General features: G+C 47.1%; 15 protein-coding genes. 11 read left to right on the forward strand and 4 right to left on the reverse strand.

Going from position 1 to position 15,717, the window contains the following annotated elements:
* The first annotated feature begins 147 nt into the window (after positions 1-147).
* Together ACAN55_RS09205 and ACAN55_RS09210 are read left to right on the forward strand one after the other, a co-directional pair.
* Positions 148-2,529: a S8 family serine peptidase gene (locus ACAN55_RS09205; protein WP_379131126.1), complete on the forward strand. Its 2,382-nt coding sequence runs from the start codon at positions 148-150 to the stop codon at positions 2,527-2,529.
* A 47-nt stretch (positions 2,530-2,576) separates the two neighbouring features.
* Positions 2,577-3,215, forward strand: coding sequence for an S-layer homology domain-containing protein (locus tag ACAN55_RS09210; protein ID WP_379131129.1), 639 nt, complete (start codon positions 2,577-2,579; stop codon positions 3,213-3,215).
* A 92-nt stretch (positions 3,216-3,307) separates the two neighbouring features.
* Here ACAN55_RS09210 and ACAN55_RS09215 read toward each other — a convergent pair whose 3' ends face one another.
* From ACAN55_RS09215 to ACAN55_RS09230, 4 genes are all read right to left on the reverse strand, one after another.
* Positions 3,308-4,549 carry a cation:proton antiporter gene (locus tag ACAN55_RS09215; RefSeq protein ID WP_379131131.1) on the reverse strand — a complete coding sequence of 414 codons (1,242 nt, stop codon included), beginning with the start codon at positions 4,547-4,549 and terminating at the stop codon, positions 3,308-3,310.
* Positions 4,550-4,676: 127 nt separating this feature from the next.
* Entirely contained in the window at positions 4,677-5,171 is a 495-nt protein-coding gene (locus ACAN55_RS09220; RefSeq protein ID WP_379131450.1) for an arsinothricin resistance N-acetyltransferase ArsN1 family A, read from the reverse strand.
* Between the two features lie 63 nt (positions 5,172-5,234).
* A complete protein-coding gene (locus ACAN55_RS09225) occupies positions 5,235-6,050 on the reverse strand; it encodes an arsenite methyltransferase (RefSeq protein WP_379131133.1) in 816 nt (271 codons plus the stop codon).
* 57 nt (positions 6,051-6,107) lie between these two features.
* On the reverse strand, positions 6,108-6,557 hold the full coding sequence (locus ACAN55_RS09230) for a MarR family winged helix-turn-helix transcriptional regulator (RefSeq protein ID WP_379131135.1): 450 nt from the start codon (positions 6,555-6,557) through the stop codon (positions 6,108-6,110).
* A gap of 130 nt (positions 6,558-6,687) precedes the next feature.
* On the opposite strand from ACAN55_RS09230, the gene ACAN55_RS09235 reads away from it, so the two are divergent.
* From ACAN55_RS09235 to ACAN55_RS09275, 9 genes are all read left to right on the forward strand, one after another.
* Positions 6,688-7,014, forward strand: coding sequence for an ArsR/SmtB family transcription factor (locus ACAN55_RS09235; RefSeq protein WP_379131137.1), 327 nt, complete (start codon positions 6,688-6,690; stop codon positions 7,012-7,014).
* 75 nt (positions 7,015-7,089) lie between these two features.
* Entirely contained in the window at positions 7,090-8,385 is a 1,296-nt protein-coding gene (locus ACAN55_RS09240; protein WP_379131140.1) for an arsenic transporter, read from the forward strand.
* Between the two features lie 20 nt (positions 8,386-8,405).
* Positions 8,406-8,825 (forward strand): arsenate reductase (thioredoxin), encoded by a 420-nt coding sequence (gene arsC / locus ACAN55_RS09245; protein WP_379131143.1) that lies wholly within the window; start codon positions 8,406-8,408, stop codon positions 8,823-8,825.
* A gap of 18 nt (positions 8,826-8,843) precedes the next feature.
* Positions 8,844-9,272, forward strand: a complete 429-nt coding sequence (locus ACAN55_RS09250) for a protein-tyrosine phosphatase family protein (RefSeq protein ID WP_379131145.1) — start codon at positions 8,844-8,846, stop codon at positions 9,270-9,272.
* 309 nt (positions 9,273-9,581) lie between these two features.
* Positions 9,582-9,941 carry a response regulator gene (locus ACAN55_RS09255; RefSeq protein ID WP_379131148.1) on the forward strand — a complete coding sequence of 120 codons (360 nt, stop codon included), beginning with the start codon at positions 9,582-9,584 and terminating at the stop codon, positions 9,939-9,941.
* A 23-nt stretch (positions 9,942-9,964) separates the two neighbouring features.
* Positions 9,965-10,426, forward strand: coding sequence for a chemotaxis protein CheX (locus ACAN55_RS09260; RefSeq protein WP_379131150.1), 462 nt, complete (start codon positions 9,965-9,967; stop codon positions 10,424-10,426).
* 41 nt (positions 10,427-10,467) lie between these two features.
* Complete coding sequence (locus tag ACAN55_RS09265) at positions 10,468-12,861, forward strand: ATP-binding protein (protein WP_379131152.1); 2,394 nt, start codon at positions 10,468-10,470, stop codon at positions 12,859-12,861.
* Between the two features lie 4 nt (positions 12,862-12,865).
* Positions 12,866-13,183, forward strand: coding sequence for an Hpt domain-containing protein (locus ACAN55_RS09270; protein ID WP_379131154.1), 318 nt, complete (start codon positions 12,866-12,868; stop codon positions 13,181-13,183).
* A 15-nt stretch (positions 13,184-13,198) separates the two neighbouring features.
* Positions 13,199-15,706 (forward strand): sensor histidine kinase, encoded by a 2,508-nt coding sequence (locus ACAN55_RS09275; protein ID WP_379131156.1) that lies wholly within the window; start codon positions 13,199-13,201, stop codon positions 15,704-15,706.
* The last annotated feature ends 11 nt before the right edge of the window (positions 15,707-15,717 follow it).

Genomic DNA, 15,717 nt, shown 5'->3' on the forward strand with positions numbered 1-15,717 from the left:
ATTTGATAATGTTCCTGACATATTTTATATCTTTTTTTTGTAAAATTCTAAATTTAAAATTGTTTTTAGCCGATATTCTATCATCCAAACTTTATGGTCTATGAGTCGTCGTCCCTTTGGCTATTCTTTCATTGAGGAGAGACCCCTATGAATATAAAAAAGAAGATGAATAGATTGGCTGTCGCATTAGCAGCTCTATTCCTATTCGCGAACTCCCAAATGGCTTATGCGGTCGAGAGACCGGTGCCAGGAACGGAGCAGGAAGTTATTGTTGTGTACAAGAATGAGGAGGGGAAAGACCTTATTCTTGAAGAAAGTGTGGATGTCGGGTACGAATTTGAGAGCATCCCTGCGGTTTCGGCTACGGTGACTAGCAGCGATCTCAATGCATTGATGAACGATCCGAACATTGATTATATTGAGCGCAATACGGTTTTTCAAATGACAGACTCAAGCTTCAATGCGGTCACGAGCGTCATTCCGGCAGAGCAATCCCAGTGGAGTTTCCAGGAGGTTCATCCTACGGCCATGTGGGATGAGGGCTACACGGGAACAGGAGTTAAGGTAGCTGTGGTAGACTCCGGTATTTTTCTGCACAGTGAACTGAATATTGCTGGCGGAATTTCAACAGTGGATTATACCACCAGCTATACCGATGATAACGGACACGGTACTCATGTTGCAGGAATTATCGCGGCTAACAATAATAGTGTTGCCATGGTCGGAGTCGCTCCGGATGTGCAGTTATATGCTGTCAAAGCATTGAATCAGTTAGGAAAAGGCAACCTTGCGGACATTTTGGAGGGTGTGGATTGGGCGATCAAGAACCACATGGACATTATTAATCTCTCACTCGGAACGGATGAAGATTCTCTGGCTCTGAAACAGATGGTAGACAGCGCCTACAGTGAAGGCATTCTTGTGGTCGCTTCGTCAGGAAACAGCCAGGAAGGTAAACCAGTTAGCCAAAATACAGTGAACTATCCGGCAAAATACGACAGCGTCATCGCTGTCGGAGCGGTTGACAGCAGTAATGCCAGAGGCAGCTTTTCGTCCGCCGGAAGTGAAGTAGAGGTGGCCGCTCCCGGAGTGGATATTGTATCCACTTATGAGTTTAACGGTACACAGGGATATGCGATGGCAAGCGGTACATCTCAGGCGGCTCCTCACGTAACGGGCATGCTGGCTCTGCTTAAGCAGAAATATCCATCAATGACCAATGTCCAGCTTCGAGAAGAAATCAGAAAATATGCTGTCGATCTGGGGACGCCGGGACGGGATATTGAGTTTGGGTTTGGCTCTCTTACATTCAGCAAGGATATAACAGCTCCAAGTAACGTGACTGGGCTGAAGGTGACCGACAAAACGGATAGTTCTCTTTCTCTGGCATGGTCCAATCCAGCAGAATCGGACTTCGCCGCGAGTAATATTTATGTGAACAATGTAAAGGCAGGCACGACAGCGGAACAGACCTACACGGTAAATGCCCTGCTGCCGAGCACCTCTTATACCGTTGCGGTGAAATCTGTAGATCTGACGGGTAATGAATCGGCAGGTGTAAGCGTAACAGAGGCGACTTATGCTGAAACAGCTGTAATTGACCTAACGCCACCAGCAGAAGTTACAGGTCTAAAAGCGGATGAAAGCACAACTAGCACGATTAAGCTGAGCTGGAGTAATCCGGCGGATGCCGATTTCTCCAAAGTCAAAGTCTATCTGAACGGAAGCGCGGCTGGAGAAACCTCTGCATCAGGGTTTGAGCTGACAGACCTTCTCGCGGATACCGAATACAACATCGTTGTTAAAACCGTAGACGCCAGCAGTAATGTTTCGGCTGGAGTGGCACTTAAGGCAAATACACAGGCCGTATCCGTTGTGACGCAGCCAGTCGTGACAGCTCCAAGTACTCCGGATCCCGGTGGTTCGCTTCCGGGCAGCGGTGTCATATCTCTTCCTATGAATCCAACTCCTGCCCCAAGCGGAGGAACTGCAGTTATAGCTGCACCAACGGCTCAGGACAAGGATAAGAAGTCATCCGGGGATGTAGAATCGGTCCTCGGGGACGCCGAGGAATCGCATACGGTTTCGGACTTTGTTAAAGCGAAGCAGGCTGTGCTGGCCTTAAACGATACTGAAGAGCGCAAGGAATTCCAGCAGCAGTTGAATGAACTCAAAGAAACGATGGGAGTTAAAGATGTTCCAGCCAAAAATGAGATTCGATCTGCCGCACCTATTGGCATTAGTCTGCAGATTGCCATGAAGAGCACAAATTTCAAAACGATCGATGTTTCATCAATTAAGCCCGGAGAGAATATCTTTGTCCTCAATAGTAAAGGTGAGCCGGTAGAGGGAGTGAACATCAGGGTAGTCTTCAACCGGATTCTTATTACACCGGGGCAAGGGTCATTCCCTGTACATGAAACCTTTACGATCCTCATTGATAAGTCGGTTAAAGGCAAGCCGAGTCCGGGCTCAGGAACAGCGTACGAGCTGAAGAACCCAATTATGCTGGAGTTCACCACAAGGTAACCAAAGACGGAAAGCATGAATTCTACTAACCAGATGGGAGCAATTATATGAAATTTAAATCGATGGCAGGTGCGGCATGTTCCTTATTTCTCGCACTGGCACTGATTGTTGGATACGTCCCGCAGAACGTCAAAGCGGCAGGGACAACTGCCTTCAATGATGTTAAAGCAGGAGCCTGGTATGAGGGAACGGTTCAGTGGGGGATTACGGGCGGAATCATCAAGGGCTATGATGATGGATCGTTTAAACCAGGTAAAACAGTTACCGAGGCTGAGTTCTTGGCCATGCTGCTTCGTTCTTTTGAGCCTAATCTGGCTGCTGTCCCATCTATAACCTGGTCGGATATCTATTACGCCCGAGCCAAACAGCTGAATTACCCGGTGCGAAGCTTCACGGATTTGAAAGTAAGAAATACGGTCATCCTCCGCAAACAGGTGGCTGAACTGATCTCATCGACAGAAGGTGTTAACTTCAGCGGCGACAATGCTATCCGCTATCTGCTAGCCTTTGGTCTAGCGGAAGGCAAAAACCCGAATAAAGCCGGCATTCAAAGCTTTGAAGGAGATCAGGCATTAACCCGGGTTGAAGCGCTGCAGTTTATTAAGAACCTGAAGGATTACGGCATTGGCGGTCTATTGGATAGACCGGCGGAAGCCAGTAATCCGAATGATATTCCGCAATTATAATACGAGCAAGGGTGTACCGGTAGCCAAGTCCTATGGCTGCCGATACACCCATTGTTTTTGATAATGTATGGATTCAAATGTTCGGAATGTATTTAGTGCCCTGTATCCTGCGGCTCCGATCCACTCGCCAATCCCAGCTTCTTCACTAGCGATTTGATAGACAAGCCCTGAACCAGCAGGGAGAATAAGACTACACTGAAGGTTAGCACCAGAATGTTCTCTCTGCCTTCGAAGGACATCGGCAGACTTAGTGCCAGCGCGAGTGACAGACTTCCCTTAAGCCCGCCCCAGTTCAGGATGAGTTTCCAAGAGGCAGGGAACTTCTTCAGGAAACCGAGACTTGCATACAGCGCAAGCGTTCTTCCGAGAAGGACAATCAGGATAGCGGAGGCAATGATTCCCCATTTGTCGGAGAAGCTGATATTCTTAATCTCAAGCCCGATCATCAGGAAGATCAAGGAATTGGCCACCAGTGTAATGACATCCCAGAACGAGTTGATATTCGTGTATGTGGTTTCGGACATGCCGATTCTTGCACCATAGCTCCCGAAGATTAGGCCGCTAACGACTACGGCAATTACGCCGGATACATGAAAATGCTCTGCAATAAAGTAGCTCCCGAAGAACAGCAGCATGGAGAAGCCGATCTCCAGAGGGTAATCATCATAGAAACGGATCAGCTGCGAGAACAAATATCCCATGATGGCACCGATCAGAATCCCGCCAAGGCTGAATTTCAAGAACAGTAGAATTCCGCTGCCTACACCTGCCCAGCCCATCTCCATATAGGAAAGAAGATAAATGGAAGAAATCTGGAACAGCACAACGGCAATTCCGTCATTGAAGAGCGACTCCCCCTCAATAATCGTGACCACATTCTTCGGCACGCCCAGCGATTTGAAGATCGAGATCACGCTGATCGGGTCGGTGGCGCTCATCAGTGCGGCAAAGGTGAAGGCAACAACCAAGGGAAGTCCCACCAGCCAGTGCATGGAAACGACGATGATCAGAAAAGAAAGCAGCGTCCCGCCCAACGCCAAAGCCAGCACCGGCTTACTCTGCTCACGAAGATGAGATACAGGGAGCTTCAAAGTGGCATCTCCTAGCAATATCGGCAGGAATAAAGAAATAATGATTGTCTGGAATACGTGGGATTGAGTAATAAACGCTTCAGCCTCTTCAAGCACAGGCACATGGATGACACCCAGAATCAGGCCGACCACAACCAGCGCGATGGAGTACGGCTGATTTATTTTTTTGGCAACAGCAATAACTCCCATTGAAATCGCAAGCAAAATCAGAACTTGAATGAAAATTTCGTTGAACTGATGCATCTGGCACCTCTTCGCATGGAAGTTTGGAAAGATTAGGATGTTGTATATTGTACATTTATAGAATGATAAAAACAAACAACAGGCCCCACTGGAAGTTATCTCCGGAGCCTGTTTTGTGTATTTACGGCTATAGCAGTTTCTCCATAATCATCACATCCACAGGCTGATTGTCCATTACCCCTTGCTTCGCCAGGATACCGACCTCGCGGTAACCCAGCTTGCGGTAGAGTCCTTGGCCCAGTGCGTTGAAGGGGAAGGTAAAGAGCACGATTTTATAGAACTCATTGGTTTTAGCTTTGGCTTCCAGCGCCTCAAGAAGGGAGGAACCAATACCCTGACCACGGAAGCCGCGGTCAATGTAGACTGAAAGATCGGCTACTCCTTTATATGCACAGCGGTGAGAATAAGGATTCAGCGCAGCCCAGCCGGTGATTTCGCCATTGGTTTCTGCCACCAATACGCTATGGCGCCCTTGATGCTCCCCAAACCACTTCTCCATATATTCCTGGTCTTTGGTTTCGGTCTCCAGTGTGGCGATCCGGTCTTCGATACCTTGATTATAGATACGAAGGATACAGTCCAAGTCGTTCAAGGCTGCATCACGGATTGTAAGGCTCGTTATCATACTTCATTCCTCCTGCATTTCACGTGTAGAGTTAGCGGATTCGTGGATTTACAGTTTAACTTAAGCTTTAATCGCCTTGATTACAGAAGAGACGATATACTCATCGACATTCGCGCCTGGCACCCAATCTTTGATAAAAGACCTCGATTCGTCTTTGGGCTCAATTGAAATTTGGCTGAAGCCGCTTGTCTCCAGCATAGTCCTCAGATCGGACATGGATGAAGCGCCGGAGATACAACCGGAATACAGTTCATTCATATCATTCCGGATTTCCGGAGGAAGCTCTGTGGTCGTGACAATATCGGAGATGGCCAGGCGGCCGCCGGGCGCTAATACTCGGAAGGCTTCATGGAATACCTGCAGCTTGTCGGGAGAGAGGTTAATTACGCAGTTCGAGATAATGACGTCTACCGTATTGTCTGCAACTGGCAGATGTTCGATTTCACCTAAACGGAACTCGGTATTGGTGAAGCCGCCTTTAAGGGAATTACCGCGTGCCCGTGTGATCATCTCTGGAGTCATATCTACACCGATGACCCGGCCTGATGGACCCACCTGCCGGGATGCCAGGAAGCAGTCAAACCCGCCGCCACTGCCCAGATCCAGCACAGTTTCTCCAGGCTGCAGTTCTGCAATGGCTTGTGGATTCCCGCAGCCTAAACCTAGATTCGCCCCTTCAGGAACAGAGGTTAATTCATCGGAGGAGTAGCCGAGCTTGCTGGACACTTCATTAAAATCTACCGGCGTGGAGCAGCAACTTCTGGCGCCTTCACTATAGCTGCGTGTTGGATTGGTGGATACCCGTTCTACAGCAATTTGCCGGTACCGGCTTCTTACGGTTTGGCGGATCTGGTCATTGGTCAGCTTGTCGTTCATAAATGAACACTCCTCTTGTTTTTTTATTTGCAATGTGCAACTATAGATCAAGAGAAATCACCCGGTTACGGGCGCGCAGCAGCGGCTTGATTTCCCCATGGCCTCATTGAACAGCTTCACCGATCGAAGCACGGTTTCTTTCTCATATTCACTCATAAAGGAAAAAACTTCCTCCAGATAATCATTCATTTGCTGGTCAATCGTTGTCGCCACGAATTTCCCTTCGGTGGTCAGCGAAAGGGTAAATACTCTACGGTCGGACGGGTCGGGTGTCTTCTTGATAAGATTCATCTTAACCAGCGATTGAACCTGACGGCTGAAAGTTGTGATGTCGGTGCCTAAAGTTTCGGCAACCTGCTGCATGGAAGGGTTATGCTGACGGTCAATCTCATATAGCAGGTGGCTTTGCACCAAGGAGATATCACACCCGCCAATACTGCAGCAGTTCTTGTTCAACAACCCAAACCGGCGGGTCATAATTTGAAATAATTCACGTGGATTTTCCATTTCCTTCACCTCATGATTTAGTTATACGCTAACCATTTGCAATGTGCAACTATTATTTTTCTTGATTTACTGCAGTCTCGCTATTAGAATATAACCATTAGCTTATATACTTCAGGGAGGAGGAACTGGCGTGGAGACACTTACAGAGATTTCGGATGATTTGAAGCTGCTCGGGGACAAGACGCGTCTTGCGATGCTCTCGCTGCTCAAAGAACGGGAGTGGTGCGTGTGCGAATTTGTTGATATCTTCGATATTTCCCAGCCGGCGATCAGTCAGCATTTAAGAAAGCTGAAAAGTCAGGGCATTGTTAAAGAAAGCAAACGTGGACAATGGGTACACTATTCATTAAACGTTGAAGATAAGCCCTATATCCAGGCCGTACTTGATCAAATGCCGGATTCCCGCACCATTCTGGCGCAGCTTAACAAAGCGCATGTTGTTGCTTCATGTGATTAACGCAATGTTTTTTATGACTCGAATATAACCATATAGTTATATAATAATGCTTGAATTGTAATGGAGGCTCAGTACATGTCGGAAGTTATACTGGCAAGCATCATCTTTTTAATTACACTAGTTTTTGTCATCTGGCAGCCGAAGAATTTATCGATCGGATACTCTGCCTGCGGCGGGGCTGTACTTGCTTTGATTGCAGGTGTGGTCAGCTTCGGTGATGTTAAGGATGTCACCTTAATTGTGTGGAATGCAACGCTGGCGTTTATCGCGATCATTCTAATCTCACTAATTCTGGACAAAATCGGATTCTTTGAGTGGGCTGCCCTGCATATGGCGAGAGCGGCACATGGCAATGGTCTGCGGATGTTTGTTTATGTCACGGTGCTTGGCGCGGTGGTAGCTGCATTCTTTGCCAATGACGGTGCGGCGCTGATCCTTACCCCGATTGTACTCGCGATGATGCGGGCGCTGAATTTTGACGAGAAGAAAGTATTCCCGTTCATTATCGCCAGCGGATTTATCGCCGATACGACCTCATTGCCGCTTGTTGTCAGTAATCTGGTGAATATCGTGTCCGCCGATTTCTTCGGAATCACCTTCATGGAGTATGCGGGACATATGATTATTCCAACCGTGTTCTCTTTGGCGGCGAGCATCATGGTCCTTTACTTCTTCTTCCGAAAAAGCATTCCAGGACGGTTTGACAGCTCGCAGCTAAAGAAACCTGCCGATGCCATTAAAGACAAGAAGATGTTCAAGCTATCCTGGATTGTGCTCGGTGTACTTCTGGTGGGGTACTTTGTCAGCGAATTCCTGAACATTCCGGTCTCCATTGTGGCGGGAGTGATCGCAATCTTCTTCCTGTTGATGGCGAGAAGAAGCCCAGCTGTACCAACAACAGAAGTGATCAAGGGGGCCCCATGGGCGATTGTGTTCTTCTCCATCGGGATGTATGTCGTCGTGTACGGGCTGCGTAATGCCGGGCTTACGGATGTTCTGGCGGATGGAATCAAAGCTGCTGCTGATCATGGGCTGTTCGCTGCAACGATGGGTATGGGCTTCATTGCCGCGTTCATCTCATCGGTCATGAACAATATGCCTACAGTGATGATTGATGCACTGGCCATTGATGCCACACATACCAGCGGGATTATTAAAGAAGCCTTGATCTATGCGAATGTCATCGGTTCCGATCTTGGGCCGAAAATAACCCCAATTGGCTCACTGGCCACCTTGCTCTGGCTGCATGTTCTGTCATCCAAGGGCGTGAAGATCTCCTGGGGCACCTATTTTAAAACAGGGATTATATTAACGATTCCAACGTTGTTTATTACCCTTTTGGGACTTTACCTACGATTAACCATTTTCTAATTTAAAGGAGCTAATCACACATGGACAAGAAAACTATCTACTTCTTATGCACAGGGAATTCCTGCCGGAGCCAGATGGCTGAAGGCTGGGCTAAGCAATATCTCGGAGACAGCTGGAATGTCTACAGCGCTGGTATTGAAGCACACGGATTGAATCCTAAAGCGGTACAAGCTATGAATGAAGTGGGTATTGATATTACCGGGCAGACTTCGGATATTATTGATTCCAATCTGCTGAACAATGCAGACCTTGTAATCACGCTGTGCGGCGACGCCGCCGACAAATGCCCGGTAACACCTCCAAAGGTGAAACGGGAGCATTGGGGATTCGATGATCCGGCCAAAGCGCAAGGAACCGATGAAGAGAAATGGGCCGTGTTCCAGCGTGTCCGCGATCAGGTCGGGGAACGGATCAAACATTTTGCCGAGACTGGCGAGTAAGAGCGGAGGGAATAAAGAATGGCCAACTATCATGAACTGATTGCTGGAAAAGTATATATCGGCGGAGAAGCAGCTTTGCTGGATGCCCTACGGGAACGGGAAATCACAGACGTATTTGATCTGAGAGATACCGGCACAGAGGCGGAAGGCTTCCCGGCACATGTGACCCGTCATCATTATCCGATTGTCGAGGACGAAGGGGGTCAGGAAGGTTATATCCATGCTGCAATCCTCGCGGTCAAGGATGCCGTCACAAACAACAAGACCGTCTATTTCCACTGCGCCGGCGGCCGCAACCGGACAGGCACCGTCGCCAGCGGTCTCTTGATTGAGCTCGGTTTGGCCCCGAACGTGGACGAAGCCATGCGCTTAGCTAAGGACAGACGCCCTGATATCAACATCAAGCCGGAGATGGTCCAGGTGTTGCACGGTTTCTACGGAGCGTAAAGTAATTATAGTCTTTTATGGAGAAACGCCTTATAAATAGCCGGGGTACCCGCTATTTATAAGGCGTTTTTTGTACTGCTCTATCCTCCTTTTGAGTAAAAGCTGTCTCTGAGACTTATTCAACACATCCGAAGACAACAGCGATTGCAGCAACAGTCCGCCCTTGGAGCGCCTCCGACAGAGCACAGTTGCTTTTACCTTAAATTTTCATCTTTTTTATTTTTCTTTCATAATTTCGTCATGTTCCCTTTAGAACTTCATTCTAGAATAAGTTTATCAAGAAGATTGAAAGACAGGGAGTGTTCAAATATGGCGAGAATAATGATTACAGATGATGCTGCATTTATGCGATTAATGGTACGTTCGGCGATGGAATCCAATGGTCATGAAGTTGTAGGGGAAGCAGCGAATGGAGCCGAGGCCATCAAGGTATATCAGCAGGTCAAACCGGATGTGGTGACCATGGATATTACAATGCCGGATATGGATGGTGTGGCGGCTGTGAAGAGAATTCTTGAGGCTGATCCTGGTGCCAAGATCATTATGTGCAGTGCTATGGGACAGTCGGCCATGGTCATGGAGGCCTTGAAAGCGGGAGCGAAGGACTTCGTCGTTAAACCCTTTCAGATTGAGCGCCTGTTAGCATCCGTTCAGAAACAAATTTCATAATAAAAATGGAAGGAGATGCCGATATGATGAGTATACAGGATATTCAAATAAATGCTGTAGTTTCCGGTTTGGAGAAGGTGTTAACGCAGTATCTAGGCCTTAGTTTCCGGTCGGGGGAGCCACTTCTTCAGCAATCATCGGTTCATACGGATAGCGTAGCTGTGATGGTTGGAATGACGGGGGATGTTCGCGGTGAAATCATTCTGAGTATGGACTATGAAGTCCTGAAAGGAATTGTCAGTGTCATGTGCGGTTTTACGGTGGATAGTATCGATGATATGGGGTGGAGTGCATTTGGGGAATTCGGCAATTGGGTAGGCGCCGCCTGCTGCTCGGCCTTTAATGATCTTCAAATGAACACGAATATTACACCTCCGGTACTGCACGAAGGGAAAAGCAATCTAAGAACAAGCAGCAGTTTTATTAGCATTCCGGTTTATGCCGGCGATTTGACCCTTATTCTACACCTCTCTTTGGGTGAGTGATGAGCGCGCGCCGGGTATTGTATTGTTGGGGAGAGCTGTTCATGAACAAATTGAAAGTCATGCGCCTGTATATAGTTTTATCATTAATAAGTATTCTGGTTATGGGACGAGTTGCAGCGTGGATGAATCCGGCTGATCCCAGCCTGGATTTGATTGAAATTCTCACACTCCTTATAGGCTCGCTGCTGCTAGTGGCCAGCTTCCGGATGAAGCGAGTTAAATCAAATCCGGATCCATGGTTATTCGGATATCTTTGGTTTATTTCAGCATCGGCTTTCATCTCTCTTATGCAGTACCATTACGACACCATGCTGCTGATTACGATCCTGATGATGTATTTTGCCGTGAGCCAGGTCATTTCTTCTCTCAGGCAGCTGAGGATTTATATGATAGCTATTCTGCTGGAACTGATTATCTTCGTGTTCTTTACCGGGGATATCAAGCAGACGGTATTCTCACTCGTTATCTTCCTTACAGCCAGTGTAGTGATTTACCTTTCGACAGGCAAACGCCTGGAATTGATCAGGACGTATCAGGCGACGGAGAGTGCACTTCGGGATATGATCGCCGAGAAGAATCTGTACGAGCGGGCAGTTAGAGATGTCGGTACTGGTGTTATAATCGCTGATGCACAGCTGCCGGGCAGACCCGTTATTTATGCGAATAGTGCTTTTACTAAAATCACAGGATATACGTTTGACGAAGTCATTGGACGTAATTGCAATTTCCTTCAAGGCAAAGATACGAAACAAGAAACTGTTGAACTCATCCGGGACTCCCTTAGACAGAATGTCAGGGTTAACGTAGAAATTCTAAATTACCGGAAGAATCACGAGCCGTTCTGGAATGAACTTGTGATCTCAGCTCTGAAAGATGAGAAAGGGATCACCACTCATTATATAGGGCTTCAAACAGATGTGACCGAACGCAGGCAATTAATGCAGAGCGAGCAGCAATCACGCAATATACTCGAGCAGGTGCTCCAGTATTTGAAAGATGCCGTTATTGTGATGCGTCCAGAGCAGATGCAATTACATCCTGTTATGATGAATGATGCCGCAATTGCACTGTTTGCCAATCTGGAACACGCTGTTCTTCCGCAACTGGATGCCTATAAGGAACTGATCTTCAGCATTATATCCGGTAATGAAGCAGTCGAACAGGAGATGCAGCTTGAAGTAGAAGGCGTAATGCGGTATTACCGGTGTGTAATCAGCAGCCTTGATGATCTGATCATGCTTACGTTTACCGACATTTCTGCACACAAGGAAAGTGAACATCAATTACTTCTTAATAAAGAAGCCTTGGAACGGACGAATCAATCTAAGGATGAGTTCCTGGCCATGATCAGCCATGAGTTTCGTACTCCGCTGAATTCTATTATGGGTATTGCACAATTGCAGGAGAATAATGAGCTTACCTCGGAGGAAGCCCGTATACTAAAGAACTCGTCCGAGAATCTATTATATTTAGTCGAGCGGATTCTGGATTATTCTGCGATGGAGAACGGCGGGTTGCATGTTGAGAAGCTTCCTTTCAATCTTCAATTAATCGGGGTGGAACTGGAAGCGAAATATCGTAGTATTATCGAGCAGAAGTCCTTGGAATTCCGAATGAAGGATGAGCAGCTGTACGATGTACGGGTTATCGGAGATTTTCGCCGGCTAATGCAGATTGCAGCCACATTACTAGAAAATGCACTGAAGTTCACTCCCCGTGGATTTATCGAAGTGGTTATGGCTGCACGTCCGCATCGGGAAACCGGGATGTTATGGCTCGAGATCCGGATTAAGGATTCGGGGATCGGGATTCCAGAGGAAGCAGAAGAAGACATCTTTGAGCCATTTTTCAAGCTGGACCCATCCTCTACAAGAAAATACGGCGGTCTTGGCATCGGGCTCGCTTTCTCACGGAAGCTTGTACAAACTCTGGGGGGTACGATATCTTATCAGAGCAAGCAGGGGGAAGGGTCAACTTTTGTTGTAAAACTACCCTTTGAGCTGTCTTCTCCGGAGGATTCAGGTTTATTGAGTGCCCGGAAGTTGAGTATTTTATTAGCCGAGGACCACATTGATAATCAGAACTTGTTCATTGCATTCCTCAAAAAAATGGATTGCCGCGTCGATGTTGCTGTTAACGGAGTAGAAGCGGTGAAGATGTTCAAGGAAGGCTTTTACAATATGGTGTTTATGGATATCCAAATGCCTATGATGGACGGATATGAAGCAACCAGAAAGATACGCTCATGGGAAATAGCTGAGGGTCTTAAGCCGACGGCGATCATCGCGCTTACCGCCCATGCCTTTGAGGAGCACCGCAAAGCCTGTCGTGATGCAGGATGCACGGATTTCCTGGAAAAGCCGATCTTCAGGGAGCAATTGTTTGAAATGATTCGTCGCTATGGACATGGCGAATTGCATGAGATCGGAGGCTAGCGACATGACTGGTCAACGGGTTGAGGTTTGGCTGGATGAAGATATAGGGGAACTTATTCCGGGTTACCTTGAGCATCGGAAAGAGGATTTGCTCAGTATTACGGATGCACTAGTGAAGCGTGATTTCGAGTCTATTCAGCGGATAGGTCACTCTATGAAAGGAAGTGGAGGCGGCTACGGCTTACGTTCAATTTCAGATATTGGACGGTCCCTGGAAGAATCTGCGGCTCTTCAAGACCTGGAGCGTATTCAGATATGTCGATATCAACTGCAGAACTATTTGCAGAATTTGGTGGTATATATCAAGCCATCGGAACGTTAGAAACGAGGAAGCTAAATGGGAAGAAACGCCAATACACCGATTTCTTTATTTCAGTGGATATGGAGAACTTATATTAAGTCGACTGTCGTTCCCCTGGTGCTTGTCGAGCTTGTATTCATCGGCATTTACTTTGTGACCAATGAGTGGTCACGGGAACGGCAGACACTTATTATGAAGAATGAAGTGCTGAATGAAATGCAAGTCGTTGCTTCACAAGAGGCGGCGCTCATCGAGAATCAGACCCACCGTATTTCCCTGGTGACTAACTTATACCGGGATTCCATTTCTGACGTGCTCAGGCTTGGAATGAAGTTATCAGAGGAAGACGCGGGACGCCTGACGATGAATTCAGACGGAGTATATTATTCGAAGGCTGACAGTGCTTCCGGCGGAGCTGCTGTATTTTACAGCGGAATCCAAAAGGTCGGAGAGCAAGAGAAAAAGAAGGTTGCCAGTCTGCTCGTACTTCAGCCATTCATGAAGGGGATTATTGATAGAGAACCGCTTGCGGCGGCGGTATATTACAATAGTTCTGACTCTTTAAATATTATTTATCCGTATTTCGATGTGATCTCGCAGTACGCCCCAAAGATGGATATTCCCACATTTAACTTCTATTATGAAGCGGATATGACTCACAATCCGACAAGAGAAGCAACATGGACCGATGCCTATCTCGATCCCGCAGGGAATGGATGGTTGGCATCTTCTATTGCACCTGTATATAAAGGTGATGTTCTGCAGGGTGTGGTAGGGATAGATGTTACCGTGGAAACGTTTAAAGATCAGGTACTGGAGATGGATATTCCTTGGGATGGACTCGGAATGCTGATCAGCAATAATGGCAGTATTCTAGCTATGCCTGAGCAGGCTGAGCAGTTGTTTGGAATTGAGGAGCTAACCTCTCATAATTACCAGGAGACGGTGCAGCAGGACACTTTTAAGCCGGATGAATTCAATCTCTACTATCACAAAGACCTAAAAAGTCTTTATCCTCAGATTACCGCCAATAAATCCGGACTCAGTGAAGTCACAATCGGTGATAAGAAGCAGATCCTCGCCTGGGCATCTGTTGAGAATACCGGGTGGAAGCTTATGGTGCTGGCATCTGAGGACAAGATATTTGCAGGTCCTAACCACTTGAAGCATGAGCTGACGGAAATCGGAATACTGATGATTCTTGGACTTATCTTTTTTTATGTTATTTATTTTACTATTTTGTACCGCCGGGCCAAGGTCATGAGCGAACGGATTTCACAGCCGCTTATGGATATTAATATGATTGCGGTTGAGATCGGGAACGGGAACTATGAACAGCAGACGCCAGATATACATGTGAATGAAATCAGGGATACCGCCCATATTCTGGTTGGGGTCGGTAAAGATCTGGGGGTTACTAACTCGGCCTTGACTGAAGCCAGAGACGCACTCGAAAGCCGGGAAGCGGATATGAATGCGATGATTCAATCCATCGATGATATTATTGCTGAAATCGATGAGTATGGAAACATTGAAAAAGTATGGACTGTAGACAAAAAATTCAACCTCGATCTTGCAAGAAAGCTAGAGGGGATCAGAATAGATGATCTGTTAGCTCCGGAGGATGCCAAGCGATTTATCGATATTTTAAGCGAGGTTCTAAATACAGGACAAACGATGGAACTTGAGTATTCACTGGAGACGAGTAAGGGTCCAAGATGGATGCTGGTAAATCTAACACTTATCCGCAAAAGAAATGATTCGGTGCGGAGGGTCTGCATGGTATCCCGCGACATAACGGATCGCAAGCAGGCAGAGGAGTCCATGCGCAGTTCCAAGGAAATTGCTGAAAAAGCGAGCAAAGCGAAAACAGAATTTCTGTCCAACATGAGCCATGAGCTGCGTACCCCGATGAACGCGATACTGGGCTTCGCTCAATTACTACAATATGATACCTCTGAACCGCTGTCCGAGTCCCAGCAGGAAAATGTACAAGAAATTATTAAAGCCGGAAAGCATTTGCTTGAGCTCATCAGTGAAATTCTTGATTTATCCAGAATTGAATCCGGCCGTTTAGCGTTAACTATGGAAAGTGTTCGTTTTGGCGATGTTTTGGAGGAGTGCTTTGCCTGGGTTCAGCCGATTTCTGTTCTAAGTGGTATACATCTCTACAATAATGCTCAGCCATCGTATGAACAATCCATTCGTTGCGATCGAATGAGGATCAAACAGGTCATCCTTAATTTGCTTTCAAATGCAATCAAATATAATAAGCCGGATGGTTCGGTAACAGTGAGTGCTTATACAGTGGATGAACATCAGCTTGCGATTGTTATCAAGGATACGGGAATCGGGATTCGATCCGAGGATCTGCTGAAGATCTTCGAACCTTTCCAACGTCTGCTTGAAGGCAAACAGGTTGAAGGAACCGGGATCGGGCTGACAGTGTCCCATAAACTGCTCGAGATGATGGAGGGAAAGATCGAGGTAACGAGCACGGTTGGAGAAGGAAGTATATTTAAGTTATTGATCCCTCTTGGCTAATGACTAGGGCG

The organism is Paenibacillus oryziterrae (assembly GCF_042610485.1).
Classification (GTDB): domain Bacteria; phylum Bacillota; class Bacilli; order Paenibacillales; family Paenibacillaceae; genus Paenibacillus_AQ.